This window comes from Pantoea sp. XY16, assembly GCF_025153065.1.
Lineage (GTDB): Bacteria > Pseudomonadota > Gammaproteobacteria > Enterobacterales > Enterobacteriaceae > Pantoea > Pantoea alfalfae.
In genome coordinates this window covers 609,106-632,510 of sequence record NZ_JANZNP010000004.1, presented here as the reverse complement: position 1 = coordinate 632,510, position 23,405 = coordinate 609,106, and the positions used below count along the sequence as shown (strand labels likewise).

Sequence of the window (23,405 nt, the reverse complement as noted above, 5' to 3'; positions counted from 1 at the left end):
AAAAATTTGTGCTGCCATGACGTCACATATTCTCCGGCAATGGCGGGGAATGCCAGTGAAGTGCCGGAGATTCAGTAAAGCTCATTTTTTGAGAGCTGTGTCACTATCCCTGAAAACAGGAAGTTTTCTGATAGGACAATTCTCAAAAACATTTGTTTTACGAAAGTGTGAAGTCTCAGCGTGCGATGACAATGCCGGAAAAAACATTTTTTAACAAGAAAAATCACTTAAAGTTTTTTTTCTTGTGAATTCAGTGTATTGCCAGTTTTGCATGCACATTCACAGTCTGACCGCTTCTGTGAACCACCCAACTAAAATACGCGAAGCCCGGTTTAATAAGAATTATTTTCAGACTCTCAGCACATTTATCAGAATTTCCTTAGTTGCATTCTGGAAAACATGGTTCGGAAAATGCAGGGATGGTTTTGCGATACTTAAGTGTTGCTGAGCAAAGGTAGTTAGAAACTTAATGTTCAGGGGCGGGATAGTTCTGTCAGGAACAGGGCCAGTAAATCAAATATTTCACTGAACAAATGCTCGCAGAACGGGGCCAGCAGGGGCATCAGCAGGCTGATGGTTAAAATTCCGACTGATAAGGTAATCGGGAAGCCAATTGCGAAGATTGATAACTGTGGTGAAACACGGTTTAACAAACCCAGTACCAGATTTACCATGAGTAACAAAACGATTAAGGGCAGCGCTAACATCATGCCATTAAGGAAAATTAATCCGCCGGATTTCACCAGCGCCATAAATGCGTTGGCATTTAGCGGGTGGCCACCAATCGGCAGCGTGTGAAAACTGTCCGCCAGCAGTGAGATCAGCCACAGATGTCCGTTAAAGGTCAGAAACAGCAGCATGGCCAGCATGTCGAGAAAACGGGCCAGCACCGGCATGTTCAGACGGCTGCCAGGATCAAAAAAGGTGGCGAACGAAATGCCCATCTGCAATCCAATCACTTCCCCGGCAAGGCGCACCGCCGCAAACGCAAACTGCATGGTAAAGCCCAGCGCGATACCAATCAGCATCTGCTGGATCAGCAGCCAGAAACCGGCAGGGGAAAACAGGGTGACATTGACAGCAGGTAACAGCGGCATCAGCAGCCAGGTGATCATCACCGCCAGTCCGATTTTGACACGTTTGCTGACGGATCGTTCACTGAGGATCGGCGCAGTGGCGAACAACGCCATGATGCGCACCAGTGGCCAGAAAAACTGGCTGACCCACTGAACCAGCTGGCTGCTGTCGAGAGTAATCATCAGCCGATGATATAAGGCAGGTTGGTAAAGACGGTCCGGATATAGTCCAGCAGCAGATTCAGCATCCACGGGCCGGCAATGATACCGGTGGTGGCAACCGCCAGGATCTTAGGAATAAAGGATAAGGTCTGTTCGTTGACCTGGGTCGCCGCCTGGATCAGGCTGATCAGCAGACCGCTGACCAGGGCTGCCAGCAGCAGCGGGGCGGCCAGCATCAGGGCGACGCGCATCGCTTCCTGTCCCATTACCATTACTGATTCGGGTGTCATGTCGTGCTCCGGTAAGAAAAGGGGATCAGGAGTAGAAGCTTTGCGCCAGTGAACCGACCAGCAGTTGCCAGCCATCGACCAGAACAAACAGCATCAGTTTAAACGGCAGCGCGATGGACGCTGGCGGTACCATCATCATCCCCAGCGCCATCAGCACGCTGGCAACCACCAGGTCGATGATCAGGAACGGGATAAATACGGTAAAGCCAATCTGGAACGCGGTCTTCAGCTCGCTGGTCACATAGGCGGGCAGCAGAATACGCATTGGCACCGCTTCAGGACCGGCAATCGGGGCGGTATTCGCCAGACGGGCAAACAGGGCTAAATCCGCTTCACGGGTCTGACGCAGCATAAACTCGCGCAGCGGCTGGGCACCTTTATCAATCGCCACGTCCATGCTGATCTTGTCCTGGCTGAACGGCAGGTAAGCATCCTGATAAATCTTGTCGAAGGTCGGTGCCATAATAAAGAAAGTCAGAAACAGCGACAGTCCGAGCAACACCTGGTTAGGCGGCGCAGAGGGCGTGCCCAGCGCGTTACGTAGTAAACCAAACACAATGATGATACGGGTGAAGCTGGTCATCATCAGCAGCACGGCCGGAATAAAGGTCAGCGCAGTGATAAAGACCAGCGTCTGTACCGGCAGTGACCAGCTCTGACCGCCATTCGGCAGTGAGTGACTCACCAGGCCCGGCAACTGGGCATGGGCAACCGGTGCCAGTAACAGCAGTGGCAATAAAGGAAGCAGTCGACGCATCATTGTGGTTTTCCGGGACGTTTAACCAGATTCTGTAACAGCTGACGAAAATCCTGTGGCGCACTGTTTACTGGCGTCACAGAGACCGGTTCACCCGGCGGCAGCGTATGCAGATGAGTAATCTGCTGGGCAGTGACGCCCAGCACCAGACGCGCATCGGCAGTATCGACAATCACCACCCGCTCACGCTGGCCCACTGAGACGCTGGCCGTGAGTTTCAGCTCCTGACCACTGACCTTTTTCGGCGCAAAGCCGGCACGGCGTGCCAGCCAGGCGCAGGCCAGAATCAATAAAATAATCACTGCTAACACGCTGCTGACCTGTGCCAGCATAGAACCGGTCGAAATCGCCTGTGCGTGCGGTGCGGCCGGTTGCAGCGTTTGATTCTGGCTATTCATAATGTGACTCTTAGCGACTCAGACGACGCATACGTTCAGACGGGGTGATGATGTCAGTGATACGAACGCCATATTTGTCGTTCACCACCACCACTTCACCCTGTGCAATCAGGTAACCGTTGATCAGGATATCCAGCGGCTCACCTGCCAGTCCGTCCAGTGCTACCACCGAACCCTGCGCCAGGCGCAGCAGCTCTTTGATGGTCATCTTGGTGCGGCCCAGTTCGACGGTGAGTTTCACCGGGATATCCATAATCAGATCGATATCCTGCAACGAGCCCGCGACATTGCCACTGTCGAATGACTTAAAGACGTCATCGGTCTGCGGCGCACTGCTGCTGCCGACCTGCTCGTTCATCGCTTCAGCCCACAGATCGTCCGCAGAGATATCGTCAGACGGTTTATTACTGTCAGTCATGGGGCTGTTCCTCGTTAAGCGAATTCAAAATCGGGTTAATCAGGTGTTCGACACGGAGCGCATACTGCCCATTCATCGTGCCATATTGGCTGGTTAAGACCGGTACGCTATCGACATGGGCGATAATGCGTTCCGGCTTCTCAATCGGCAGCACATCACCGGGTTTCAGCTGCAGAATCCGTGAGAGACGCAGTGACGTTTCGGCAAAGTGAGCAATCAGTTCCAGCTCAGAGTGCTGCACCTGTTTGACCAGGTTATCGCGCCAGTGGTTATCTTCCTGACGTGAGTTTTCGAGCGGTGGATTCACCAGCAGCTCGCGCAGCGGTTCAATCATTGAAAACGGGATGCAGATATTAAACTCACCCACCAGGTTACCAATCTCCACCTGGAACGGCGTGTTAACCACGATGTCGTTCGGTGAAGTGGTGATGTTGGTGAACTTTACCTGCATCTCTGAACGTACATACTCGACGTCCAGGGGATAAATAGCCTTCCATGCGTCGCTGTAACCATCCAGCGCCAGCTTCAGCATGCGGCGGATAACGCGCTGCTCGGTATGGGTAAACTCACGGCCTTCGACTTTCGTCGGAAAACGTCCGTCACCACCAAACAGGTTGTCGACGGCGATAAACACCAGGCTGGGTGAGAACACCACCAGCGCCGTGCCGCGCAGCGGTTTCAGGTGGATCAGATTCAGGTTGGTTGGCACCGGCAGATTGCGGGCAAACTCGTGATACGGCTGAATCTTAATCGCCCCGACGCTGATGTCCGGGCTACGGCGCAACAGGTTAAACAGCGTCATACGGAAACTACGGGCAAAACGCTCGTTAATAATTTCCAGCGCCTGCAAACGCTCGCGCACCACGCGGCGCTGGGTATTCGGGTCGTAAGGACGAATATCGCCTTCCGGCCCGTTTTGTTTCTTTTCTTCTTCCGCGCTGCCACTGTCGCCGTTTAAAAGGGCGTCAATTTCAGCCTGGGAGAGAATGCTATCGCCCATTGATTCACCTCAAAATGAAGGCAGTAAACAGCACGTCGTTTACGGCCTGCGGAGGTTGACCTTTTACCAGCGGAGGTGTCAGCGCCTGTTTGATTTGTTCAACAAGCGCCTGTTTTCCTTGCTCCGTCGCCAGCGCCGCAGCACTCTGACGCGAGAGCAGCAGCAGCAGACGGCTGCGCACCTCAGGCAGATAGTCATTCATCCGACTCCGGGACTCTTCATCGGCCAGACGCAGGGTAAAGCCTACGTAAAGCACGCGGTCAGGATCGTTGTCGGGATTGACCAGGTTAACCGTAAATGTATCAAGTGCAAAAAAGACCGGAGCGGGAGGCGGTTCAACTTTCGCCACCTCAGGCTTATCGCCCTCGTGTTTATTCATCATTCGCCAGACTGCATAGCCTGCCACGCTGCAAGCGGCCAGCGTCAGAATGATCAACACTGGTATTAAGATTTTACGTTTGCTGCCTTTTGCTTTCGCGTTATCAGACATGGTGCAGTTACTTCCTGTGAATTATGGGCAAGCCTCTCGGCTCACGGGACAGATTATCCGCGTCTTAAGTCAAACCAATGGGTAGAAAAGACGCGGGTTTTACGCTTACCTTCAGCGTTAGCCGCTGTCAGGCGAAAGTGTCGACGGCGCTGTTGCCGTTAACGCGAGCCTGAAGGGCTGCGGGAACGGCGATCGGCGTAATGTCGGTGTCACTGTCCTGGGTGAGGGAGAAGCGGCCATGCTGTCCATCGCGGCGCGCCTCCTGTTGTTGCTGGAATTGCTGGCCCTGCGCGGAACTGTCACTGCTCACCTGACTCTCGCCCAGGTTGATACCGCTCTCTGCCAGCGCGCTGCGCAGCTGCGGTATCGCGGCTTCCAGTGCCGATCTGACGTGGCTATGGCTGGAAACCAGACTAATTTGTGCCTGGTCGTTGTCCAGTTTCAGGCTGATCTGGATAGCGCCAAGGTCTTCCGGATGTAAACGCAACTCCGCGTTCTGCTGGCCGTTGCGGCTGAACATCACGATCTGCTGACTCAGCGCCTGCTGCCACTCGTCGCTGCCCAGCTGTGAATTCAGCATCGGGGTGGACGGGGTGCTGCTGGTCGCAGAGGCGGTCACTGGCGCGGGCAGGCTGCTGGCACTGGCGAACGGCGTGGCGCTGATCGCGTTGTCGCTGGTGCTGGCTTTGATCGCACTCTGATCATCCTGCTTCACCATATTGCTTAGCGCCTGCTGGAAGCTGCTGTCGAGCGTCAGGCCGCTGCTGGTCGCACTTTGCGCGGCGGGCTGACTCTGACTGGCGGAGCTGTTCACCGCAGGTGAATTCAGTGCGGCACCTTTAGCATCATGCTTCTCATCTTTACCCGGCGCAGGGCTATCCGGTGGGTGGCCCTGCTGCGCGCTGTTCAGCAGTTGCGTCAGCGCGGTCTGACTTTTCCGGCCGGTGTCGGTCTGGGCAATCAGCTCACCGGCTTCACTGCTGACCGGCGTCGAAGGCGTCGCTGTCGGCGTTACCGCACCCGGTAACATGGCAAACAGTGCCTGCACATTCTGCATGTCACTGGCGCTTAAAGGTGCGGCCTCCGGCTTGTCTTTATCATCGGCTGATTTTGACCCACCTTTAATATTTTCCGGCTTAAACAGAGCGGTCAGTTCAGCAGGATTATCCAGCGCCGCCATCAGCGCATTCAGCGGCGCCTTCGGGCGGGCGTCATCGGCAGTTTCTGCTTTGACGTCAGCGGATTGCGCCGCTTTTCCCGGTTGTTTCGCCAGGCCTGCCAACTGGTTTCCCAGCGTGGTCAGAAAGTCCTGTGGCAGGGCATCAGCCCCTGCTACCAGGTCCGTCGCGCCGGATGGTTCCGCGTCGGTTTTAGCCGCCGCTTTTATGCCAATGTGTGGCAGCGTAATCATTCGCCTCTCCTCGATGCGGCCCGTTGGGCAAATTCATCCATCCGTTTCTGATCGAGACGGTTTTCCTGTCGTAATGCATTTTCCGCTGCCCGCGTTATCAGGGTTTGATAGGCGTTCAGCCGCTGCTGTTTGTCGCGCCAGTTAATCAGCGCCTGCTCCAGCCGCTGATTCCAGTTATTAAGCTGGTTGCGATGCTGCTCAATCGCTTTTTCCAGCGTCTGAATAAACTGGTGATAGTTCGTCCAGCGGGTGCTGGCGATGCCGGATGACATGTCATCGTTGAGCTTGTTGCGATACTCGTCCTGATAATCGAGCAGCATCGTCAGCTGCTCGTTAGCGGCGTGCTGGCCGCGGCGCATATCGCCTAAATAGATGGCGGCACGTTCGAGATCCTGCTCCGCTAAGTCGCGCAGCGTATCAATGGCATTTGCAGTTTTCATTGCCGTTACCTCGCGTTAATTATTGTGACGAGCCAAACAGCGCATGCAGATGCAGGCTGGCGTCGTCATAATCGCTGCGCTCAAAGATGCCCTGTTGCAGGAAGGCTTCCATCTGCGGATAGAGCCTGATGGCTTTATCGAGCATCGGATCGCTGCCGGCGGCATAGGCCCCGACGCTGACCAGATCGCGGTTACGCTGGAAGCTGGAGAGCAACTGCTTGAACTGGCGCACCTGCGCATAGTGGTTCTCATCGATCAGTGAGGTCATCGCACGGCTGATTGAGGCTTCGATATCAATCGCCGGATAGTGACCCGCTTCGCCAAGCCGGCGCGACAGCACGATATGGCCGTCAAGGATGGCGCGCGCGGAGTCCGCGATCGGATCCTGCTGATCGTCGCCTTCGGTCAGGACGGTATAGAAGGCGGTGATCGAACCGCCGCCGTCGATGCCGTTACCGGCGCGTTCAACCAGCGCAGGCAGTTTGGCGAATACAGAAGGCGGGTAGCCTTTGGTTGCCGGTGGCTCACCAATCGCCAGGGCGATTTCACGCTGCGCCATGGCGTAGCGGGTCAGGGAATCCATAATCAGCAGCACATGCTTGCCGCGATCGCGAAAATCTTCAGCGATACGGGTGGCGTAAGCGGCACCCTGCATACGCAGCAGTGGCGAAACATCCGCCGGGGCAGCAATTACCACCGAACGGGCGCGGCCTTCAGCACCCAGAATGTTTTCGATAAAATCTTTAACTTCGCGGCCACGTTCGCCAATCAGACCGACTACGATAACGTCCGCTTTGGTGTAGCGCGCCATCATGCCGAGCAGCACGCTTTTCCCCACGCCTGAACCGGCAAACAGTCCCATACGCTGCCCGCGACCGACCGTCAGCAGGGCATTAATGGCACGTACGCCGGTATCCAGCACATCAGTAATCGGCGTACGCTGCAGCGGGTTAAACGGCGGGGTGATCAGCGGTGCGCGATAGCCGGTATCCGGCGACGGCAGACCGTCCAGCGGTCGGCCGCTACCGTCGAGCACGCGGCCCAGCAGTTCCGGCCCCAGCATCAGCTGTTTGCCCGCCTGCGGGTTATCGCCATTCTGACGCGCATAGACCCGCGCACCCGGTAAAATACCGTCCACTTCTTCCAGTGGCATCATCAGCAGTTTCTGACCGTTGAATCCCACCACTTCACTTTCGATTTCGCTGATGGTTTTGCCATCGTTGCGTTCGATGATGCAGGTCGCACCCAGCGGCAGCTGTAAACCCGTCGCTTCCAGCACCAGGCCGGTCGCGCGGGTCAGGCGGCCATAACGGCGCACCGGCTGCACCTGGGCGATGCGTTTTTCAAAGGCGTCGAGTGAGCCCAGCCAGCGGTTCAGACGGGTAGTCATCAGATTTCTCCTGGCGCAGCGAGACGGCAGAGTTCCTGCCAGCGCGTTGCGACGCTGGCATCCAGATCGCCATCTTCAGCGCTGAGTTTGCAGCCGCCAGGGTGCAGGGTGCTGTCTGCGATCAGCCGCCAGCCATGCAGATCCAGCGTCGGACCTAAAGTCTGCTCAATACGCTGTAAGTCGTCCGGGTGAACACGCAGCTGTGGTTTGCCGCTGAACATCGGTTCCTGCTGCAGCAGACCCTGAATCTGGCGCAGCAGGGCGGTACCATCTACCGTGGTGGCCTGGCCAATAACCGAGCGAGCCGCTTCCAGCGCCAGCTGCATCAGACGGGCAGCAATCACGCTGTCCAGTGACTCCAGCGTGTTCTGGAACTCCGTCACCAGTTGCTGCATCCGCGCCTGAAGCGGTGCCTGCTGCTGCCGGGCATCGGCCAGTCCCTGCTGAAAACCGGCGTCGTAGCCTGCTTTCTGACCTTCAGTCATACCCTGCTGATAGCCTTCGTTGTAGCCCTGGCCCTGCGCCTCTTTGCGCATCTGCTGCTGCAGACGTTCGAGCTGCTGTTGCTGCTCATCCACGCCGTCTTCAGCTTCGTAAATTTCTGGCTGCAGCTCCGGTTCAGGCTCGTCAAAACGACCTAAATCGGTGGGCTGCCACAGCTGCCAGGGGCGGGCAGAAAATGCATCAGACATAAGTTTCCTCGCCACCACCAATCACCATCTCGCCCGATTCGGCCAGGCGACGGACCACAAGCAGGATCGCTTTCTGTTCGTTCTCCACAGCGGACATACGCACCGGACCCCGGTTGGCCAGATCGTCGCGCAGGATATCGGCCGCACGGGCTGACATGTTTTTGAGAAACTTCTCGCGCAGTGGCTGCTCGGAACCTTTCAGTGCAACCAGCAGCTGTTCGGACTCCACTTCCTGCAACAGACGCTGGATGCTGCGGTCGTCCACTTCCACCAGGTTTTCGAACAGGAACATCTCGTCGATAATTTTCTGCGCCAGTTCGCCATCGAAGTCGCGTACCGCTTCGATAACGGCCTCTTCCTGCTGCGTTTTCATCAGGTTGATGATCTCGGCTGCGGTTCTCACGCCGCCCATCTTCGCGCGCTTGAGGTTGGTGCCATCCAGCAGGCCATTCAGCACTTCGGTCAGTTCGGCCAGCGCAGCTGGCTGTACACCACCAAATGTGGCGATACGCAGCATGACATCGTGACGCAGACGTTCGTCGAACAGCGCCACAATATCGGCGGCCTGACCACGCTTGAGGTGGACCAGGATGGTGGCGATGATCTGTGGATGCTCGTCGCGGATAAGGTCGGCGGCAGCCTGCGGCTCCATAAAGTTGAGCGTTTCCATCCCGCTGGTGGTTTCGCGCGTTTCGAGAATGTCCTCCAGCAGGCTGGAGGCGCGCTCTTCGCCCAGCGCACGGGTGAGCACTGAACGCAGGTATTCGTTGGAGTTCAGGCTCAATGCAGCAAACTGCTCAGCATCGGTTTCGAACTCACGCAGTATTTCAGTCAGCTGCTTGTGTGACACCTGACGCATATTGGCCATCGCCGCGCTCAGGTGTTGTACTTCGCGCTGGTTCAGGTGTTTGAAAACTTCCGCAGCGCGCTCTTCGCCGATGGTCATCATCAGGATGGCGCTTTTTTCGGTTCCGGTCAGACTCATAGCTCTTTACTCATCCATTCGCGAATCACCAGCGCAACAACGCGCGGATCGTTTTCTGACATGTCGCGGATGCGTTGACTCATCACTTCTGCGCTCATGCGGTTGTTAGACTTACGTTCCTGATCAAGCTCATCTTTGCTGAGCTGCACATTAAAGGCTTCTTCTTCTGGCTGTTGTGCAGCGGCGCGGGCAGCAACGGCTTCGGCAGCGGCTTTCTCGGCGGCCTGCTTACGAACCAGGTGCGGACGAACCAGTTTGCGGTAGAGGATAAAGGCGACCAGGGCAATCAACAGCCACTTACCGGCGTTCATCAGCTGATCAAAGAAGGACTGCTGTTGCCAGAAGGGCAGATCGGCGGTCACTGCTTCAGTGGTGTTGAACTGCGAGTTCACCACGTTGACGCTGTCGCCACGCGTCTGGGAGTAACCCATCGCTTCGCGGGTCAGGTCTTCAATCTGCTTCAGCTGCTGCTCGTTCAGCGCAACCGCTTTGCCTTTATCATCTGCACGGAAGTTCACGACGACCGCAACCGACAGACGCTGTACGTCGCCGACGTTAACTTTGGTATGACGAATGGAGCGATCCAGTTCGTAGTTCACCGTGTCATCACGACGTGAATTAGTCGGTCCTGAGCTGGCCGGTGCGGTGCTGGTGGTCTGGTTAGCGTTATTCGCTGCGTTGTTCTGACCATTCGCGGCCTGACCGTTGGCTGCATTGTTAGTCGTGACCGGCGCGGTGTTGGCTGGCGCAGGCTGGTTAGAGAGCGCGCCTGGCACGCCACCCGGATAAGGGCTGCCCGACTGGTCACTGGTGCTGGTCTGACGCGAACGGATCGCCGTGTTCGACGGGTTAGCGTTAGGCTGATATTTCTCGTCGGTTTGCTCGCTGGTGTCGAAGTTAATCTGTGCGGTAACCTGCGCATGCACATTGCCCTGGCCAAGAATCGGATTCAGGATCGCTTCGATACGTTGCTGGTAGCGTGCTTCAACTTCAGAAGAGTACTTCAGCTGCGCGTCATTCAGATCGCGACCGGCGTTATCAGAACGGGTCAGCAGGCGACCGGTCTGATCGACCACGGTGACGTTGCCCGGCGGTAAACCGGCGACGCTGCTTGAAACCATGTGGGCGATGGCCTGAATCTGGCCTTCATCCAGCGCACGGCCAGGCTGCAGGGTTAAGGTGACAGAGGCGGATGGCGCTTTCTGCTCACGCACAAATAAGGTGGGTTTTGGCATCGCCAGATGAACGCGGGCGCTTTTGACCGGACCCAGTGATTCGATGGTGCGGGCCAGTTCGCCTTCCAGCGCGCGCTGGTAGTTAACCTGCTCGCTGAACTGGCTGATACCGAACTTCTCTTTATCCAGCAGCTCAAAGCCCACCGATCCGCCTTTTGGCAGACCCTGCTGAGCCAGACGCAGACGCAGCTCATGCACGTTCGCTTCCGGCACCATCAGTGCGCCACCGTTTTCGGCGAAGCGATAGGGGATGTTCATCTGCGTCAGCTGGGTGACGATGGCACCGCCATCTTCATCAGTGAGGTTGTTATAAAGGACGCTATAGCTGGGCTGCTTGGCCCACAGCACCATCGCGATCACGATCGCCACCACGGCAGCCGCCGCGACGATTAAAGGAATACGCGGATTTGCGCGCAGGCGAGCGAGCAGGTCACCGAAGCCTTTCTTTTCTTGTTCTGTTGTGGCGGCTGTGCTCGCATTCATGACCGATTCCTGCCTGACGTAATTGACCGGGTAAGTTGAGATGGCAAAACAGACTCCCTGACCTGCGTAGATAAAATTTCCACTTCAATGCCAGGCATTATTAGGTGATAAGCAAAATTCGATGGCTGGATAAGGTAGGTTTTTTGCTGTCATTTAGCGGCTTTGTCTCATTGACAACGTGCTAACTTTTCCTCACATCAAAAATGTCATCCTCTTTAATAAGGTATCGTTCATGTCCATTCAGGCAATTGACGGCGTACTGCAGCAGCTTCAGGCGACCTCACTGCAGGCCAGTAACCGCAGCAGTGAAGCCACTAATCAGATCGATTTTGGCGCAACCATGAAAGCGGCGCTGGATAAGATTAGCGAAACGCAGACCACCGCCCGCACCCAGGCGCAGGATTTTGAGATGGGTAAACCTGGCATCGCACTGAATGATGTGATGGTCGATCTGCAGAAATCCTCCATCTCCATGCAGATGGGGATTCAGGTCAGGAACAAGCTGGTGTCGGCGTACAGTGAAATTATGAATATGCAGGTTTAGTTGAACTGATTTCGCTGCTCAATGAGCACCTGCCTGGTGGCGGATGAGGGTTGCCAGCAATATCCCCAGTTTCTTTGCTGAGTCTATGGGCCTGCACTGGCAATCATGCAGGCGTCATTGGCTATACTGCCTCTTATTATGAGCCGTGCAGCAGTGAACTCACTTTTTGGCACCGGCGATATTTCATCACCCATCAACAGGACGCCAGCCCGATGCTAAAAAAACTTATTCTGATAACGTCATTAATCGCCTTATCAGCCCCAGCTTTTGCCGCCACACAGTGCGGGCCGTTTTACCTTAAAGCCGATAAGAGTGGCTGGTTCTCCGTAAACGAAGAACGTGCGAAGACCCAGAAAGTCACGTTTTCAAAAGAGAAGGGTGATTACGACAACGCCACGATAAAGTTGCTGGTTAAAAACAGCAAAGCGCCGGGCATGGTAGATATGGAGCAGACGACGCGCGAGGGCAAAGGAATGTTACGGGCGCAAATCGTCCGCACCAGCCAGAGTCAGATCCGCATACGGGGACTCTATGATTGCGAACCCGCTAAATAGCCTGATCTGCGACCAGCCCGGCGATGCCGCTAACGCGTTGTTTTGCACGCTGCAATCATCGCTGAAACCAGTGCGCTGATATCCGGCGCTTTTGGATCGTAGTAAAACGTCGCGCTGGTCTGATGATGACTGAACTTTGCAATTTCAATCCAGGCTACGGTTTCATTATCCTTTTCGAGGTTATATCGCTTCGTGCCATCTGGCAGCGGATCATCCTGCTCCAGGTAGGACTGCTTATTCTGTGCCACTTCGGTAAGGCAGGACGCAACCTGATAAGGATGACCGTCGAACCAGGCGGTCTTCGTTTCCGGGTGCAATCCAACTCGTCCCGTATCTACACATCCGCTCAGCAAACTTACGCTCAGAGCGATTATTAATCTATTCATGGCATCCACGCTCGTTATCATTTTTCCGGCTAATCTGCGCCCTTTAAGGCTCTGTCACGAACCTGTGATTAAGTCAGCGAGAGCAGAGGGTACAACACTCAGCGTCACCGATTCATGAACACAATACATACCTGCCTCACTTTGAGTTAACGGAGGGCGAATGGAAGGATCAATTTACGGGTTACGGGAAATGAACGAAAAATTTGCGAAGCGCTACTTCAAATTGAACCTTCGGGGTTTAATGAACAGTCTGTCAGGCGGTTTTTGCCGTAGTAAAAGCAGGAACATAACGAAACGGTGAGAAATGCTATTACGCAAAAACTTTTCTGCCCTGAAGGTGTGGCGTACTCTTTACCTGAAGCTTCCCTGAGCAACAGGAAACAGCGCGCCTGTCGGGCGCGCCATCTGCACATCAACTCGCTTTATAGGGATCTTTTTTATCATCCTGGCTGTCATCATTTTTGCGCGGCACTTCACCATGATCTTTCGGTGCGTCAGTGGCAGGGTGATCATCTTCTTCATAAGCATTGCCCGCATTTGGCGCAGCTTCGGGCAGGCTCTTGCTGACATCACCTTCTTTCTTACGTTCTTCATTTGTATTGTGCTTAAACATAACTCACTCCTTTTTTTCCAGTGCCTTAAGTCTAGACCAGCCCTGACATCCCGCCTTTACATTGGATTACAGAGCGAAAAAAAGCCCGCCAGAGGCGGGCTAATCGGAGTTTCTCTCATACTGAACACGTCATTTTTCGATGTTTGGGTGTGTGCAGCACAATCATGCTAACGGGAAAGGTCTGATGCAGAAATGGACAAACCTGTCATATCGACTGCGGCAGGTCACATTCCCGACGATAAAATCTTCGATTAATAAATTCGATTGAACTGATTAATAAAAAGCATATAGTGACCTGCGTTACCAGGAGATAGAAATTATGTTACGAGACTATTTAAAGATTGAAGCTGAAGACCAGCTAATTGAACAACGCACACTGAGTCTGAGAAATCGTGGTCAGGAAGAGGTGACGGAATGGATTATTGTCAGCCGTCAGGGTGTCAAAAAAGGCGGCGTGACCCTGTTCGATAAACTCAGCACCCGCCGCTCATGGCCAGTCAACTATCGCATTATGCAGACCGACCTGCAGGGTAAGGTCGTAGTGGATCAACTGGTCGACGCCCTGTAGTTGCATGGCTATTACTCTAACTACAGTTTTTCGCTGAAAAGCTAACCCGCACCCGGCGGGTTTTTTTATGGCTGCCGATAGCGGCGCAATTCCACCAGCGTGCCTATCAGCTTCAGGCTGTCACGGCCTGAATGCAGCTCGGGAAAGTTGATATTGACCGGTGCCAGTTCAAACTGCGTAACACCATCCTCACTGCCGCGCTGGCGCCAGGTGCGCAGCAGGACATTCTGTTGCTGTAATGCCAGTACGTAGTCACCAGGCTGAGGTGACAGGCAGGGATCAATAATCACCACATCCTCCCGCAGAATAGCGGGTGACATGGCCTGTTCTTCCACCCGGAAGGCAAAACTCTGTTTCGACAGCGCCATATCGTTGTGCATCAGCAGCTGATGCCGGACAGCACCGGCATCGTTCAGCCACTGTGCGACGTTACGCTGAGCAAGCAGCGGGATCTGGTGCAGTCCTGCCCAGCTATTTTCGCTGAAAACAGGACCATCCCCATCTATCAGATAAGCCGGTGCACAGCCCAGCGCTTCGGCAAGCCGAAGCAGGTTCTCACCGCGCGGCAGCGTCTCCTCTTTTTCCCATTGCGAAATAGCCACATGGGAGACTTTTACCTGTTGTGCCAATTGCTTCTGCGTTAATTGCAGTGATTTACGTCGGAGTCGGATGCGGTCACCCAGCGTTTCATTTTTCATCAGCTTGACTTTTTGATTGAGAGTGACTTAAGTATACTTAACCCTGGTATTTAAGCAATCTTAAATTCAGGGTTGAGGACGTGGCTGTTCTGCACGCAGTGTGTTCCAGAGACCTTACCGGACAAAGGGGTGTGGCATGGAAAGTAGTCTGATTACCAGTATGGGTGCGTTGGTTCTGGGTGGGGGGGCAGCAGCACTGTTCTGGAAACCGTTATTGGCGGGTATTGCGTCAATCGTAACCAGTAATCGAGCCGGCGGCGAAATTATTACCAGCTACAAAGAGCAGGTGGTGTTGCTGAAAGAGAGCAACCTGATGATACGGGAGGAGAACGATGAGTTACGTGAACGTCATGACAGAAATTTGCGACGTATTGCGACACTCGAAACGGATCTACGGTTAATCAAGAATGCCGTAGGTATTTTACTGGCGATGACCGAAACCGATCAGAACGATAAATTTCGTAATGAGATTAATCGGCTGATCTCAACTCTGGAGGATCGCAGCGATGACAACAATTAACAGCCTTAAGGCTCCTATGTTACAACGGCGCAAAGTTATCCTCGGCTGCATTCTGCTGAGCTGTTCGATGATTTGCATTCTGATGACAATTATTTTTCTCTACGTCAGTAACACGGCAAATAAGCGGGTTGAGGAGATCCGGGCAGATTATCGGGTCATTGCAGCGCGGCGTGATGAGCGGGTGGATTTGCTGACCAGTCAGGTTGCAGCATTACAGCATAAGCTTGATGTGATACCTGATCGCGTCGCCGACAAAACGATCACAAAAGTAAAAGAAGTCGTGATTGAGAATGAGGTGCCATCCGCGAAACCCACCGGGAAACCGTAACTTCCGATTATTCTTAGTGCGGATTCGCTATGATCGACTAGTTTTAAATCTCCGGACGACATTTTGTACCTGAACTGACGTCCGCTGATTGGCCGGTTGATGAACCGCTAAGCCTAAACACTTTTGATAACTGACCAGAAGGAAATTTAGCATGAGCGATTCAACAGAAACCAAAACCAAAAATGACTATCTGCGCGATGTGACTTCGCAGCTTAAAGAGATGCGCCACTACGCGCAGACCAACACCGAAACCCTGTCCAGCCATTGGTTAGCGTTTGATGCTGGTGAGTATAAAGATAAGACGAATGCCGACCGTATCGATGCGTTGCTGAATAAGCAGGGGAAACTGCTGGAAGATCTGGATGCCGCTATTCAGGACATCGAGATTGAAATTAATCACAGTGAGCAGGAGAGCTGATTCATCTCCCGCTGACTGATACGGTGGCCGCTAAGAGATTAGTCGGCCACCAGCCACATTTCCGCTTCGTCGAACATCTCTTCAACAATACGCGCAACTGTCGCCTTATCGTTCTTACTCAAATCAGTATCAATCGCGTTACGTTCCATCGGCTTGACCTTAACTTCGATGTCAGGAAACACCCGATGTACCCGCTTTTCCAGCTCCTCACGAATCATCTCGCGAGCACCCGGTAAACCGGCAACGTTGCGCTTGTCATAAATCAACTCAACAAACATGATGGCAATCCATTCAGGGCAAAATCGCTGATATATAATACTGTAAATAAAAACAGTAGCAAGGCAGTGCGCCTGATTTCGCGTAAATTTTTATCTCGCGAAAACCTCCATCTTCGACTAGCAAAATGCGCACGCATCGCGACATAATGCTGGCTTACTTTTCAGGAGGTCCGCGATGCGACAACTGGTCATTGATATTCTGCTAAAGCTGGCAAAGATGGACGTCGATGCAAAAGAGCTGACGGCGCAGCTTGAAGCGCAGTCCCTGCTGGTTGCAGCGCTGCTGGTGCAGGCGAAACAGGACAACTCGCTGACCATTACAGAAACGGTGCAGGATGCCATCATTACCGCTTCGCAATCGTCGACTGAGTTTCTGCAGTCGGATGTTGATCTGCTGCTGACGCATATCAATCGTCTGCTGGCGGTTGCAAGCTATGTAGAAGTGAAAGGCAAAGCCACGGAAGAGCGAGAGTAGGGCCATTTTTCAATACACCTCCGGAGAGGAAAGCCCGGCAATCTCTCCGGAGGCAGTGCAGTTGCTTTGCCCAAAAGTGCAATCATCACCTGCGGCTTAACGTGAAGGTATCGCGTTTTTGCTTTACTGCTCTATCCGATGCCGTGCGACAGTCTGAGAGGTGTCACTTATACCTCTTCAGTGCAGGGAACGTTACAGCTCGTTTTTGATGCAGAACTCTTCCCAGCTCATTCCCAGCGACTCAGCATGAGATTTGAGATAGGTCTCGATAGCCTCAGCCGCTACCGCTTTATCGGGCTCAGCGAGCTGAATAGAAAAAATCATCCCATCCAGATTCTTCTGCCGTAAAAAGGCCGCATAGATGCGTTCGGCGTGCCATTCACGCAGCTGTCGCAGCGACAGATTAGCGGCACGGGCATCGCTCTCCGTTAACTCATCCAGTGCTGACTGAAAGTCGGGATGCGCGGTAAAAAACATTTCACGTGCCTGGGCATAATAGGCTTCTGGCGTTTTCATATTTATATTCCTGAAAGGCTGATGCAGCGCGTCAGTGTATCGGGTTGTCTTCCGCTTGTCAGGCGTGCCAGAGCCCATTCAGACTGCCAGTAGCCGATTAAAACGCTGACCGATGTCCTGGCTCATGAGTAAATTCTGCTGCAATCGGCCGCTTGCGGGTGTCTGAACAGCCAGATACCTTGCGCTGCGCGGTGAAAAAATTATAACGTAGCCGCCATTGACGCGATCTTAGGGATTAAACATGAAAAAGTGGATGCTGATAGCCGCGCTGGCACTGAGTGGCTGTGCGCAAATCAACGATTATGAAAATGCGGTACAGGCGCCGGCACCGGCTGATCTGCAGGGGAACTGGCAAACCGTCGGCCCACAAAGCAGCCTGATCAGCGGACAGGCAATAGCCAGTCTGATTATCAATGCGGATGGCAGCACGCTGGATTGCCGCCAGTGGATGCGTGTGATTGCGAAGCCAGGCAAGCTGACCCGTCTGAACGGTGACTATGTCAACGTCACGCGAAAGATTCGGGTGATGCCGCTGGTCGTCGATAACAGTGAACTTAAGTATGACGGGCTGACCCTGCGCAAAGTGGCGCGTCCGACAGTAGAGTGTCAGCAGGCACTGGAAGAAGTGGCAAAACAGCCGAAAGCTGCTGTCATTCAGAATATTGAACCGCAGCTGCTGCGCACGCCGATTACTGAGCATAACGCGCAGTCCTAACCGCAGCCCATAAAAAAACCGCCCCGGCAGCACGCGAAAGCGTCCGGCAGGGCGGTTTTACGCTTATTCAGTCACTTATTCTGCTACTACCCAGACGCTGACGCTGCCACCGTTACAGGCAAAGACGGCTGTACCGTGCTCGTCAGCCGTAATGGTCTCTTCACGGTTCCCCAGATGATCGCGCCAGACCTTACCGGCAAAGCCTTCGCCCATCGGCACACTTTTCTCGCCCGCATCGCCGTTCGACATGATCACCACACAGCCTGGCTGCGTTTCGGTGCCGCTGCGGCTGAACGCCACGCAGTTAGGATGATCAAAATAGTCGGTCTGCACGCCCCAGCCATACTGCTGACGTGCCCGGATTAATCCTTCCAGTTCAGGAATGACCGGCATCTCAATTTTGTGCGTCTCGCCGTCGCCGCCCTCATCTTCATAAGTCGCCCCGAAAAGGTCAGGATAGAAAATGGTTGGCACGCCCTGCTCACGCAGCAGGATCAGCGCATAGGCCAGCGGTTTGAACCAGGCCTCAACCGGCGCTTCGAGCGACTGCAGCGGCTGGGTGTCATGGTTAGCCACGATGGTCACGGCATGCCACGGATCCGCCACCACCAGCGAGTTAGCAAAAATCTGGCTCATATCGTAGGCGCTGCCTGCGGTAGAGGCCTGATGGAAGTTCATGTGCAGTGGCGCATCAAACAGCATGGTTTTGCCTTCCACCTGATGCACGTACTCCTGCAGCTTCTCGGTTTCAAACGACCAGTATTCCGCGACGATAAACATCGGTTCTTCAGCGACGTCCTGAATATGATCGATCCACTCTTTATAGAACCAGGCCGGAATATGTTTTACCGCATCCAGACGGAAGCCAGTGCAGGGTACCTGTTCCATCACCCATCGTGCCCAGTATTTCAGCTCTTCCCTGACCGCATTGTTGCGGAAATCGATGTTGGCACCCATCAGATAGTCGAAGTTGCCCAGCTCGTTATCGACCTGATCGTTCCAGCCTTCGGCGGTGTAGTCGTTGATGATTTTGAATACGCCGTTCTCGTCCGGGTTTTCGATGTGGTCTACGCCGCTAAAACATTTGTGGTCCCAGACAAATTTCGAATACTCACCTTTCCGCGCCGGAAAGGTGAATTTCGTCCAGGCTTCACAGTCGACGACCTCATCATAAATTTCATCTCGGTTGTCCGGATTGACGCGGTTAACGCTGATCGCCTCTTTCTCGTCCGCGCCCATTTTGTGGTTCAGCACCACATCCAGCAGCACCCCAACGTTGTGGCTACGCAGGGCTTCCATGGCAGCCAGTAATTGCGCTTTATCACCATATTTGGTGGCAACGCCGCCTTTCTGATCAAATTCCCCCAGGTCGAACAGATCGTAGCTGTCGTAACCCACTGAATAGCCCCCCGACCCCCCTTTGTAGCAGGGTGGCAGCCATGCCATAGTGATACCAATTTCGCTGAGCCAGGCCGCGCGATCGGCGACTTCCGGCCACAATTTGCTGCCATCCGGGTAATACCAATGGAAAAACTGTAATAACGTTGGGTTTTGCATGTACCACACTCCAGGGGGATGATGAAAATCAAGTATGGAGTAAGCGGCAGAAAAGAGACGCCGCGCAGAAAAATAAATCTGGCGGCGTAGCAGAGCAGGGGATCAGGAGAGGGTTTCGCGCGGTACCATCACAATGCCGCCCTGGTTGGCATAGGCGGACATCACCGATTTCTGACGGCTGTTCTGACCGACCAGCGAGGCCAGCTCATCCATCCGCGCCTGCAGCAGGCGTTTTACTTCGCTTTCGTTGTCGAGAATACGGCGCAGTACCGGACGTAACTGCTCCTGCGTCTGTGATGAAGGCGATACTGCCTCTGTCGACTGGGCTAAGTCCTGCACCGCATTGACATACTCCATCTCCCGGCTGATCAATTCATCCCATTCGCCCTGTGCGGCATGACGCAGCATTCCCTGGCTGAGATCGAGTAACTGTTGGTAAACGGCAATCAGATGCGGTGCAGTAGTCATTAAACGGCGTCCTGAATCAGGTTAGGTTGAACCACTTCTTTCCACGCGTCCGCGATGTTGCGCAGCAGGCCTTCGACCTCCTCGACCGCGGCAACATCATTGTGCAGGTTGGCCTGCAACAGGCGACGCGTCATGTAGTTGTAAAGATCCAGCAGATTGTCTGCCAGCTCATCACCACGGTTTTCAGCCAGGCCCTCTTTCAGACCCGCTTCGATAATATTGATGGCTTTGGAGATGGAGCTGCCTTTGCCTTCAATATTGCCATCCTGCATAAACAGGCGGGCGCGGATTAACGCGCTCAGTGCGCCGTCGAACAGCATCACGACCAGCTGCTGCTGGCTGGCGCTCATCACGGCGCTTTCTACGCCAATTTTTGCATAGGCTTTGGTGCCTGTAGCGCTGTACATGGACACTCCTGTTATTTTTTAGACGAATCTGACGTATCGAACTGCTGTGTCAGATAGGTACTGGTCGAGTTAAGTTTACTGATAGCCATATCCAGTTGGGTAAACTGTGTTTTATAACGCGCAATATCCGCATCGATGCGATCGCTGGTGGTGTTATAAAGGGCGGTTAAGGTATTCAGTGTTTTACTGACGCCATCAGTCGCAGCCTGGACAATCCCTTTGGATGCCAGCCAGTCAGTCAGTTTGCTGTCGATTTTCGCAGTAATGCCAGTTTTACCGTCACCCACGATCATCTCTTTCACGCCCGCCGCATCTTTATCCAGGGCGGCACTCAGCTTGGTCGAATCCAGTTTTAATGAACCGGTGGTGGGATCGGTAGTAACACCAATCTGACCCAGTGATTTATAGGATGATGAGCTTTGCGCGTTGGTCAGCATCGTCTTGAGCTGCGTCTCAATCGTCCGTAACGTACTGTCACCCAGCAGGGCGCCATTACTGGAGTCCTGTGAATCCGTATTGGTATCAACCTTGGTGTATTTGGTCAGGGTGTTGAACTGATCCAGCAAGGTGTTGTATGCATCCACCCAGGCACTGATGGCGCTGGAGGCTTTTGAGGTGTCTTTGGTAATGGTCAGCGTCTGACTGCCAACCGTCTGCGCAGTCAGATTTAACGTAATCCCTTCCAGTGCATCACTGATCTGGTTGCTGCTGTTTTCAATTGCAACGTTGTTTACCGTAAGCTGAGCATTCTGCGCTTTAACGCTTTCTGTCATTACATTGCTGCTGGCGGATGCGTCAAAGCCCACAATTCCCTGCAGCGTGTTGTCACCGGTGACGGCAATCGTTGCCACCGCATTGTCGCTGCCGGTTTTATTGGCGCTCATAGAGAGTCGGAAACTGCCGTCTGACACCTTAATGATACTGGCGGTGATACCCGCATTCGCGCCATTAATAGCGTCACGCATACCGGTCAGCGAGGTCTGATCGGCCGAGAGCGTCACGCTTTTGCTGGTACCATCTTTTAAGGTAATCGCAATGCTGCGGCTGGCGACTGAGCTGTCACCCAGTGCGGTAGTGCTACTGCTCTGCACAGCTGAGGTCAAAACCTGCGCCTGCGCCAGCTGCGTTACGTTAATCGCATATTTACCGGCGACGGTGCTGCTGCCAGAGGTCGTGGCACTGAAGGCCGTGGAGCTGCTGGTTGCGGTCGTTGCGGTAAACAGGTCCGCACTGTTCAGCTTGGTGTTGGCCGTCTGGAATGTTGTCAGAGAACTTTTCAGGGTGGCATAGGCACTGAGTTTGGACGTATAAGCTGACTGCTGTTTTGAAATGGGTGTCAGTGCCGCTTTTTCCGCGGTGGTCAGACTGTCAAGCATGGTACTGAGTGGCAGGCCGGAACCCACACCGAGATTACTGATACTGGCCATGTTAATTCCTTTATAAGGTCGACAGGGAAATTGATACCTGGGTTATCGGCCTTGAATAGGTAAAGTTTAACGTTATTTGCCTTAGGGTAATGAGGTAAATAAGCACTATAGAGAAGGGTAATTCAGTGACTAGAAAATTAATGAATTAAGTCTAAAGAAGTCGGGACGGGTGGCGATAACTTAAAACGTGACAGGCTGAAGCAGAAAAATTCGCCTGGTACTAAAAAAATTCTAAAGGTTGTTAAACGGCAGACGATAACAACTTTGACGGCGCTGAAGCCGGCGGGTTGAAGCCCACACCTTAACCGAAAGACTTGATTAACAGGAAAATTTATCATGGCCCAAGTCATTAATACCAACAGCCTCTCGCTGATCACTCAGAACAACATCAACAAGAACCAGTCAGCTCTGTCTACTTCAATGGAGCGTCTGTCTTCTGGTTTACGTATCAACAGCGCGAAAGATGACGCTGCTGGTCAGGCGATTGCCAACCGTTTCACCTCTAACATCAAGGGTCTGACTCAGGCTGCTCGTAACGCCAACGACGGTATCTCTGCTGCGCAGACGACTGAAGGCGCGCTGTCAGAAATCAACAACAACTTACAGCGTATCCGTGAGCTGACTGTACAGGCTTCAAGCGGTACTAACTCAGATTCTGACAAATCTTCAATCCAAGACGAAATCAAATCACGTCTGGACGAGATTGACCGCGTATCGGGTCAGACTCAGTTCAACGGCGTGAACGTGCTGGCTAAAGACGGAAAAATGAACATCCAGGTTGGCGCTAACGATGGCGAAACCATCACTATCGACCTGAAAAAAATCGACTCCAAGACCCTGGGTCTGGATAGCTTTAACGTGAACGGTCCTGCTGGTACCCCAACTGCAGCTGGCGCAACAGAATTTAAAGCTGCTTACGGTTCTACTACCAACGTAACTGGCGCAACTGTTGCTGAATCAACTGCTGATGCCCTGTCTACCCGTCTGGGTGTGGCAACTTCAGGTGTGACTGTTGACACCGGTACTGTGTACAAAGATGACAACGGCAAAATGTTTGCTAAAGTCACTGTTGCATCAGCAAGCGCTGCTGAAACCAACAACCTGAAAGCAAATGGCTTTGATATCGCCAGCGGCGCGTCTCAGTCCTTCTTTGTCGCAGTTGACCCACAGTCAGCCGATACTGCAACGACTGCAGGCACCGCAGCGTTCAAACTGGACACCTCTAACATGAGCCTGTCCAGCCTGACTACGGGTGCATCATCAAGCCCACTGGCTAAACTGGATGAAGCGATTGCAAGCGTGGATAAGTTCCGTTCTTCACTGGGTGCGATTCAGAACCGTCTGAACTCAGCCGTGACTAACCTGAGCAACACCACGACCAACCTGTCAGCTGCACAGTCTCGTATCCAGGATGCTGACTACGCAACTGAAGTTTCAAACATGTCTAAAGCGCAGATCGTACAGCAGGCTGGTAACTCAGTGTTGGCAAAAGCTAACCAGGTTCCACAGCAGGTTCTGTCTCTGCTGCAGGGCTAATCGATTCCCTCAGAATCCACGCAAAAACCCCGCCTCGGCGGGGTTTTTTTATGGCTGGAGAATAGTCCAGCGTTGCCGTTCTGGCAGATTAGGCCCTCTTTGCTGTTTTACTTCTCCGATTGAACCCAGGCACAAAGATTATGCTAAAGCAAAATGTGCGCTGCTCTCAG

31 protein-coding genes are annotated in these 23,405 nt (G+C 53.6%); 9 read left to right on the top strand and 22 right to left on the bottom strand.

Annotated elements, in window-relative coordinates:
- Nucleotides 1–473 precede the first annotated feature (473 nt).
- The 13 genes from fliR to fliF form a co-directional block, all read right to left on the bottom strand.
- Complete coding sequence (gene fliR / locus N1689_RS07650; RefSeq protein ID WP_061062740.1) at nucleotides 474–1,259, bottom strand: flagellar biosynthetic protein FliR; 786 nt, start codon at nucleotides 1,257–1,259, stop codon at nucleotides 474–476.
- Entirely contained in the window at nucleotides 1,259–1,528 is a 270-nt protein-coding gene (fliQ, locus tag N1689_RS07645; protein ID WP_003854466.1) for a flagellar biosynthesis protein FliQ, read from the bottom strand. Before fliQ ends, fliR begins: the two co-directional genes overlap by 1 nt.
- A gap of 25 nt (nucleotides 1,529–1,553) precedes the next feature.
- Complete coding sequence (fliP, locus tag N1689_RS07640; protein WP_031593200.1) at nucleotides 1,554–2,285, bottom strand: flagellar type III secretion system pore protein FliP; 732 nt, start codon at nucleotides 2,283–2,285, stop codon at nucleotides 1,554–1,556.
- Nucleotides 2,285–2,683, bottom strand: coding sequence for a flagellar biosynthetic protein FliO (fliO, locus tag N1689_RS07635; RefSeq protein WP_161736208.1), 399 nt, complete (start codon nucleotides 2,681–2,683; stop codon nucleotides 2,285–2,287). The genes fliP and fliO overlap by 1 nt, the downstream gene beginning before the upstream one ends.
- A 10-nt stretch (nucleotides 2,684–2,693) precedes the next feature.
- On the bottom strand, nucleotides 2,694–3,101 hold the full coding sequence (gene fliN, locus N1689_RS07630; RefSeq protein WP_033733054.1) for a flagellar motor switch protein FliN: 408 nt from the start codon (nucleotides 3,099–3,101) through the stop codon (nucleotides 2,694–2,696).
- Nucleotides 3,094–4,101: a flagellar motor switch protein FliM gene (gene fliM, locus N1689_RS07625; RefSeq protein ID WP_013358287.1), complete on the bottom strand. Its 1,008-nt coding sequence runs from the start codon at nucleotides 4,099–4,101 to the stop codon at nucleotides 3,094–3,096. The genes fliN and fliM overlap by 8 nt, the downstream gene beginning before the upstream one ends.
- Nucleotides 4,102–4,105: 4 nt before the next feature.
- On the bottom strand, nucleotides 4,106–4,591 hold the full coding sequence (gene fliL, locus N1689_RS07620) for a flagellar basal body-associated protein FliL (protein ID WP_013358286.1): 486 nt from the start codon (nucleotides 4,589–4,591) through the stop codon (nucleotides 4,106–4,108).
- 127 nt (nucleotides 4,592–4,718) lie between these two features.
- Complete coding sequence (locus N1689_RS07615; protein WP_260058427.1) at nucleotides 4,719–6,002, bottom strand: flagellar hook-length control protein FliK; 1,284 nt, start codon at nucleotides 6,000–6,002, stop codon at nucleotides 4,719–4,721.
- Nucleotides 5,999–6,442 carry a flagellar export protein FliJ gene (gene fliJ, locus N1689_RS07610; protein ID WP_003854478.1) on the bottom strand — a complete coding sequence of 148 codons (444 nt, stop codon included), beginning with the start codon at nucleotides 6,440–6,442 and terminating at the stop codon, nucleotides 5,999–6,001. Before fliJ ends, N1689_RS07615 begins: the two co-directional genes overlap by 4 nt.
- A 19-nt stretch (nucleotides 6,443–6,461) precedes the next feature.
- Nucleotides 6,462–7,832, bottom strand: coding sequence for a flagellar protein export ATPase FliI (fliI, locus tag N1689_RS07605; protein ID WP_161736210.1), 1,371 nt, complete (start codon nucleotides 7,830–7,832; stop codon nucleotides 6,462–6,464).
- Nucleotides 7,832–8,524, bottom strand: a complete 693-nt coding sequence (fliH, locus tag N1689_RS07600; protein WP_161736211.1) for a flagellar assembly protein FliH — start codon at nucleotides 8,522–8,524, stop codon at nucleotides 7,832–7,834. The genes fliI and fliH overlap by 1 nt, the downstream gene beginning before the upstream one ends.
- On the bottom strand, nucleotides 8,517–9,509 hold the full coding sequence (gene fliG, locus N1689_RS07595) for a flagellar motor switch protein FliG (RefSeq protein ID WP_013358282.1): 993 nt from the start codon (nucleotides 9,507–9,509) through the stop codon (nucleotides 8,517–8,519). Before fliG ends, fliH begins: the two co-directional genes overlap by 8 nt.
- Complete coding sequence (gene fliF / locus N1689_RS07590; protein ID WP_161736212.1) at nucleotides 9,506–11,227, bottom strand: flagellar basal-body MS-ring/collar protein FliF; 1,722 nt, start codon at nucleotides 11,225–11,227, stop codon at nucleotides 9,506–9,508. Before fliF ends, fliG begins: the two co-directional genes overlap by 4 nt.
- Before the next feature lie 232 nt (nucleotides 11,228–11,459).
- Here fliF and fliE point away from each other — a divergent pair, with 232 nt between their 5' ends.
- Nucleotides 11,460–11,771: a flagellar hook-basal body complex protein FliE gene (gene fliE, locus N1689_RS07585; protein ID WP_013358280.1), complete on the top strand. Its 312-nt coding sequence runs from the start codon at nucleotides 11,460–11,462 to the stop codon at nucleotides 11,769–11,771.
- 212 nt (nucleotides 11,772–11,983) lie between these two features.
- Complete coding sequence (locus N1689_RS07580; RefSeq protein ID WP_222925473.1) at nucleotides 11,984–12,325, top strand: hypothetical protein; 342 nt, start codon at nucleotides 11,984–11,986, stop codon at nucleotides 12,323–12,325.
- Between the two features lie 29 nt (nucleotides 12,326–12,354).
- Here the strand turns inward: N1689_RS07580 and N1689_RS07575 are convergent, their stop codons facing one another.
- Both N1689_RS07575 and N1689_RS07570 read right to left on the bottom strand, forming a co-directional pair.
- Nucleotides 12,355–12,711 carry a hypothetical protein gene (locus tag N1689_RS07575; protein WP_222925348.1) on the bottom strand — a complete coding sequence of 119 codons (357 nt, stop codon included), beginning with the start codon at nucleotides 12,709–12,711 and terminating at the stop codon, nucleotides 12,355–12,357.
- A gap of 412 nt (nucleotides 12,712–13,123) precedes the next feature.
- Nucleotides 13,124–13,324, bottom strand: coding sequence for a hypothetical protein (locus N1689_RS07570; RefSeq protein WP_010247636.1), 201 nt, complete (start codon nucleotides 13,322–13,324; stop codon nucleotides 13,124–13,126).
- Nucleotides 13,325–13,643: 319 nt separating this feature from the next.
- On the opposite strand from N1689_RS07570, the gene N1689_RS07565 reads away from it, so the two are divergent.
- The gene (locus N1689_RS07565; protein ID WP_013358269.1) at nucleotides 13,644–13,892 is read left to right on the top strand and encodes a hypothetical protein; all 249 of its coding nucleotides are present in this window, start codon (nucleotides 13,644–13,646) and stop codon (nucleotides 13,890–13,892) included.
- A 65-nt stretch (nucleotides 13,893–13,957) separates the two neighbouring features.
- Here the strand turns inward: N1689_RS07565 and N1689_RS07560 are convergent, their stop codons facing one another.
- A complete protein-coding gene (locus tag N1689_RS07560; RefSeq protein WP_260058419.1) occupies nucleotides 13,958–14,590 on the bottom strand; it encodes a helix-turn-helix domain-containing protein in 633 nt (210 codons plus the stop codon).
- 136 nt (nucleotides 14,591–14,726) lie between these two features.
- On the opposite strand from N1689_RS07560, the gene N1689_RS07555 reads away from it, so the two are divergent.
- The 3 genes from N1689_RS07555 (at nucleotide 14,727) to N1689_RS07545 (ending at nucleotide 15,856) form a co-directional block, all read left to right on the top strand.
- Nucleotides 14,727–15,110, top strand: a complete 384-nt coding sequence (locus N1689_RS07555) for a hypothetical protein (RefSeq protein ID WP_161736521.1) — start codon at nucleotides 14,727–14,729, stop codon at nucleotides 15,108–15,110.
- 82 nt (nucleotides 15,111–15,192) lie between these two features.
- On the top strand, nucleotides 15,193–15,438 hold the full coding sequence (locus N1689_RS07550; RefSeq protein WP_237566756.1) for a hypothetical protein: 246 nt from the start codon (nucleotides 15,193–15,195) through the stop codon (nucleotides 15,436–15,438).
- Between the two features lie 151 nt (nucleotides 15,439–15,589).
- Nucleotides 15,590–15,856: a hypothetical protein gene (locus N1689_RS07545; RefSeq protein ID WP_013358265.1), complete on the top strand. Its 267-nt coding sequence runs from the start codon at nucleotides 15,590–15,592 to the stop codon at nucleotides 15,854–15,856.
- Between the two features lie 38 nt (nucleotides 15,857–15,894).
- Here the strand turns inward: N1689_RS07545 and N1689_RS07540 are convergent, their stop codons facing one another.
- Nucleotides 15,895–16,134 (bottom strand): DinI-like family protein, encoded by a 240-nt coding sequence (locus tag N1689_RS07540; RefSeq protein WP_003854508.1) that lies wholly within the window; start codon nucleotides 16,132–16,134, stop codon nucleotides 15,895–15,897.
- 175 nt (nucleotides 16,135–16,309) lie between these two features.
- On the opposite strand from N1689_RS07540, the gene iraP reads away from it, so the two are divergent.
- Nucleotides 16,310–16,609 carry an anti-adapter protein IraP gene (gene iraP / locus N1689_RS07535; protein ID WP_013358264.1) on the top strand — a complete coding sequence of 100 codons (300 nt, stop codon included), beginning with the start codon at nucleotides 16,310–16,312 and terminating at the stop codon, nucleotides 16,607–16,609.
- A 192-nt stretch (nucleotides 16,610–16,801) separates the two neighbouring features.
- Here iraP and N1689_RS07530 read toward each other — a convergent pair whose 3' ends face one another.
- Nucleotides 16,802–17,125: a DUF6388 family protein gene (locus N1689_RS07530; protein WP_008926858.1), complete on the bottom strand. Its 324-nt coding sequence runs from the start codon at nucleotides 17,123–17,125 to the stop codon at nucleotides 16,802–16,804.
- Between the two features lie 241 nt (nucleotides 17,126–17,366).
- On the opposite strand from N1689_RS07530, the gene yedD reads away from it, so the two are divergent.
- A complete protein-coding gene (gene yedD, locus N1689_RS07525) occupies nucleotides 17,367–17,840 on the top strand; it encodes a lipoprotein YedD (RefSeq protein WP_260058417.1) in 474 nt (157 codons plus the stop codon).
- A 75-nt stretch (nucleotides 17,841–17,915) separates the two neighbouring features.
- Here the strand turns inward: yedD and amyA are convergent, their stop codons facing one another.
- From amyA to fliD, 4 genes are all read right to left on the bottom strand, one after another.
- A complete protein-coding gene (gene amyA, locus N1689_RS07520) occupies nucleotides 17,916–19,397 on the bottom strand; it encodes an alpha-amylase (protein ID WP_253418970.1) in 1,482 nt (493 codons plus the stop codon).
- A 102-nt stretch (nucleotides 19,398–19,499) separates the two neighbouring features.
- Nucleotides 19,500–19,865 (bottom strand): flagella biosynthesis regulatory protein FliT, encoded by a 366-nt coding sequence (fliT, locus tag N1689_RS07515; protein ID WP_161736517.1) that lies wholly within the window; start codon nucleotides 19,863–19,865, stop codon nucleotides 19,500–19,502.
- On the bottom strand, nucleotides 19,865–20,272 hold the full coding sequence (gene fliS / locus N1689_RS07510; protein ID WP_110330520.1) for a flagellar export chaperone FliS: 408 nt from the start codon (nucleotides 20,270–20,272) through the stop codon (nucleotides 19,865–19,867). Before fliS ends, fliT begins: the two co-directional genes overlap by 1 nt.
- Nucleotides 20,273–20,283: 11 nt before the next feature.
- Nucleotides 20,284–21,699: a flagellar filament capping protein FliD gene (gene fliD, locus N1689_RS07505; protein WP_222925352.1), complete on the bottom strand. Its 1,416-nt coding sequence runs from the start codon at nucleotides 21,697–21,699 to the stop codon at nucleotides 20,284–20,286.
- 336 nt (nucleotides 21,700–22,035) lie between these two features.
- On the opposite strand from fliD, the gene N1689_RS07500 reads away from it, so the two are divergent.
- Nucleotides 22,036–23,235 carry a FliC/FljB family flagellin gene (locus N1689_RS07500; RefSeq protein WP_150014882.1) on the top strand — a complete coding sequence of 400 codons (1,200 nt, stop codon included), beginning with the start codon at nucleotides 22,036–22,038 and terminating at the stop codon, nucleotides 23,233–23,235.
- Nucleotides 23,236–23,405 lie beyond the last annotated feature (170 nt).

Excerpts from the sequence above, each read along its gene's own strand:
- fliR (WP_061062740.1), bottom strand. The coding sequence starts at position 1,259 with ATGATTACTCTCGACAGCAGCCAGCTGGTTCAGTGGGTCAGCCAGTTT.
- fliQ (WP_003854466.1), bottom strand. The coding sequence starts at position 1,528 with ATGACACCCGAATCAGTAATGGTAATGGGACAGGAAGCGATGCGCGTC.
- fliP (WP_031593200.1), bottom strand. The coding sequence starts at position 2,285 with ATGCGTCGACTGCTTCCTTTATTGCCACTGCTGTTACTGGCACCGGTT.
- fliO (WP_161736208.1), bottom strand. The coding sequence starts at position 2,683 with ATGAATAGCCAGAATCAAACGCTGCAACCGGCCGCACCGCACGCACAG.
- fliN (WP_033733054.1), bottom strand. The coding sequence starts at position 3,101 with ATGACTGACAGTAATAAACCGTCTGACGATATCTCTGCGGACGATCTG.
- fliM (WP_013358287.1), bottom strand. The coding sequence starts at position 4,101 with ATGGGCGATAGCATTCTCTCCCAGGCTGAAATTGACGCCCTTTTAAAC.
- fliL (WP_013358286.1), bottom strand. The coding sequence starts at position 4,591 with ATGTCTGATAACGCGAAAGCAAAAGGCAGCAAACGTAAAATCTTAATA.
- N1689_RS07615 (WP_260058427.1), bottom strand. The coding sequence starts at position 6,002 with ATGATTACGCTGCCACACATTGGCATAAAAGCGGCGGCTAAAACCGAC.
- fliJ (WP_003854478.1), bottom strand. The coding sequence starts at position 6,442 with ATGAAAACTGCAAATGCCATTGATACGCTGCGCGACTTAGCGGAGCAG.
- fliI (WP_161736210.1), bottom strand. The coding sequence starts at position 7,832 with ATGACTACCCGTCTGAACCGCTGGCTGGGCTCACTCGACGCCTTTGAA.
- fliH (WP_161736211.1), bottom strand. The coding sequence starts at position 8,524 with ATGTCTGATGCATTTTCTGCCCGCCCCTGGCAGCTGTGGCAGCCCACC.
- fliG (WP_013358282.1), bottom strand. The coding sequence starts at position 9,509 with ATGAGTCTGACCGGAACCGAAAAAAGCGCCATCCTGATGATGACCATC.
- fliF (WP_161736212.1), bottom strand. The coding sequence starts at position 11,227 with ATGAATGCGAGCACAGCCGCCACAACAGAACAAGAAAAGAAAGGCTTC.
- fliE (WP_013358280.1), top strand. The coding sequence starts at position 11,460 with ATGTCCATTCAGGCAATTGACGGCGTACTGCAGCAGCTTCAGGCGACC.
- N1689_RS07580 (WP_222925473.1), top strand. The coding sequence starts at position 11,984 with ATGCTAAAAAAACTTATTCTGATAACGTCATTAATCGCCTTATCAGCC.
- N1689_RS07575 (WP_222925348.1), bottom strand. The coding sequence starts at position 12,711 with ATGAATAGATTAATAATCGCTCTGAGCGTAAGTTTGCTGAGCGGATGT.
- N1689_RS07570 (WP_010247636.1), bottom strand. The coding sequence starts at position 13,324 with ATGTTTAAGCACAATACAAATGAAGAACGTAAGAAAGAAGGTGATGTC.
- N1689_RS07565 (WP_013358269.1), top strand. The coding sequence starts at position 13,644 with ATGTTACGAGACTATTTAAAGATTGAAGCTGAAGACCAGCTAATTGAA.
- N1689_RS07560 (WP_260058419.1), bottom strand. The coding sequence starts at position 14,590 with ATGAAAAATGAAACGCTGGGTGACCGCATCCGACTCCGACGTAAATCA.
- N1689_RS07555 (WP_161736521.1), top strand. The coding sequence starts at position 14,727 with ATGGAAAGTAGTCTGATTACCAGTATGGGTGCGTTGGTTCTGGGTGGG.
- N1689_RS07550 (WP_237566756.1), top strand. The coding sequence starts at position 15,193 with ATGACAATTATTTTTCTCTACGTCAGTAACACGGCAAATAAGCGGGTT.
- N1689_RS07545 (WP_013358265.1), top strand. The coding sequence starts at position 15,590 with ATGAGCGATTCAACAGAAACCAAAACCAAAAATGACTATCTGCGCGAT.
- N1689_RS07540 (WP_003854508.1), bottom strand. The coding sequence starts at position 16,134 with ATGTTTGTTGAGTTGATTTATGACAAGCGCAACGTTGCCGGTTTACCG.
- iraP (WP_013358264.1), top strand. The coding sequence starts at position 16,310 with ATGCGACAACTGGTCATTGATATTCTGCTAAAGCTGGCAAAGATGGAC.
- N1689_RS07530 (WP_008926858.1), bottom strand. The coding sequence starts at position 17,125 with ATGAAAACGCCAGAAGCCTATTATGCCCAGGCACGTGAAATGTTTTTT.
- yedD (WP_260058417.1), top strand. The coding sequence starts at position 17,367 with ATGAAAAAGTGGATGCTGATAGCCGCGCTGGCACTGAGTGGCTGTGCG.
- amyA (WP_253418970.1), bottom strand. The coding sequence starts at position 19,397 with ATGCAAAACCCAACGTTATTACAGTTTTTCCATTGGTATTACCCGGAT.
- fliT (WP_161736517.1), bottom strand. The coding sequence starts at position 19,865 with ATGACTACTGCACCGCATCTGATTGCCGTTTACCAACAGTTACTCGAT.
- fliS (WP_110330520.1), bottom strand. The coding sequence starts at position 20,272 with ATGTACAGCGCTACAGGCACCAAAGCCTATGCAAAAATTGGCGTAGAA.
- fliD (WP_222925352.1), bottom strand. The coding sequence starts at position 21,699 with ATGGCCAGTATCAGTAATCTCGGTGTGGGTTCCGGCCTGCCACTCAGT.
- N1689_RS07500 (WP_150014882.1), top strand. The coding sequence starts at position 22,036 with ATGGCCCAAGTCATTAATACCAACAGCCTCTCGCTGATCACTCAGAAC.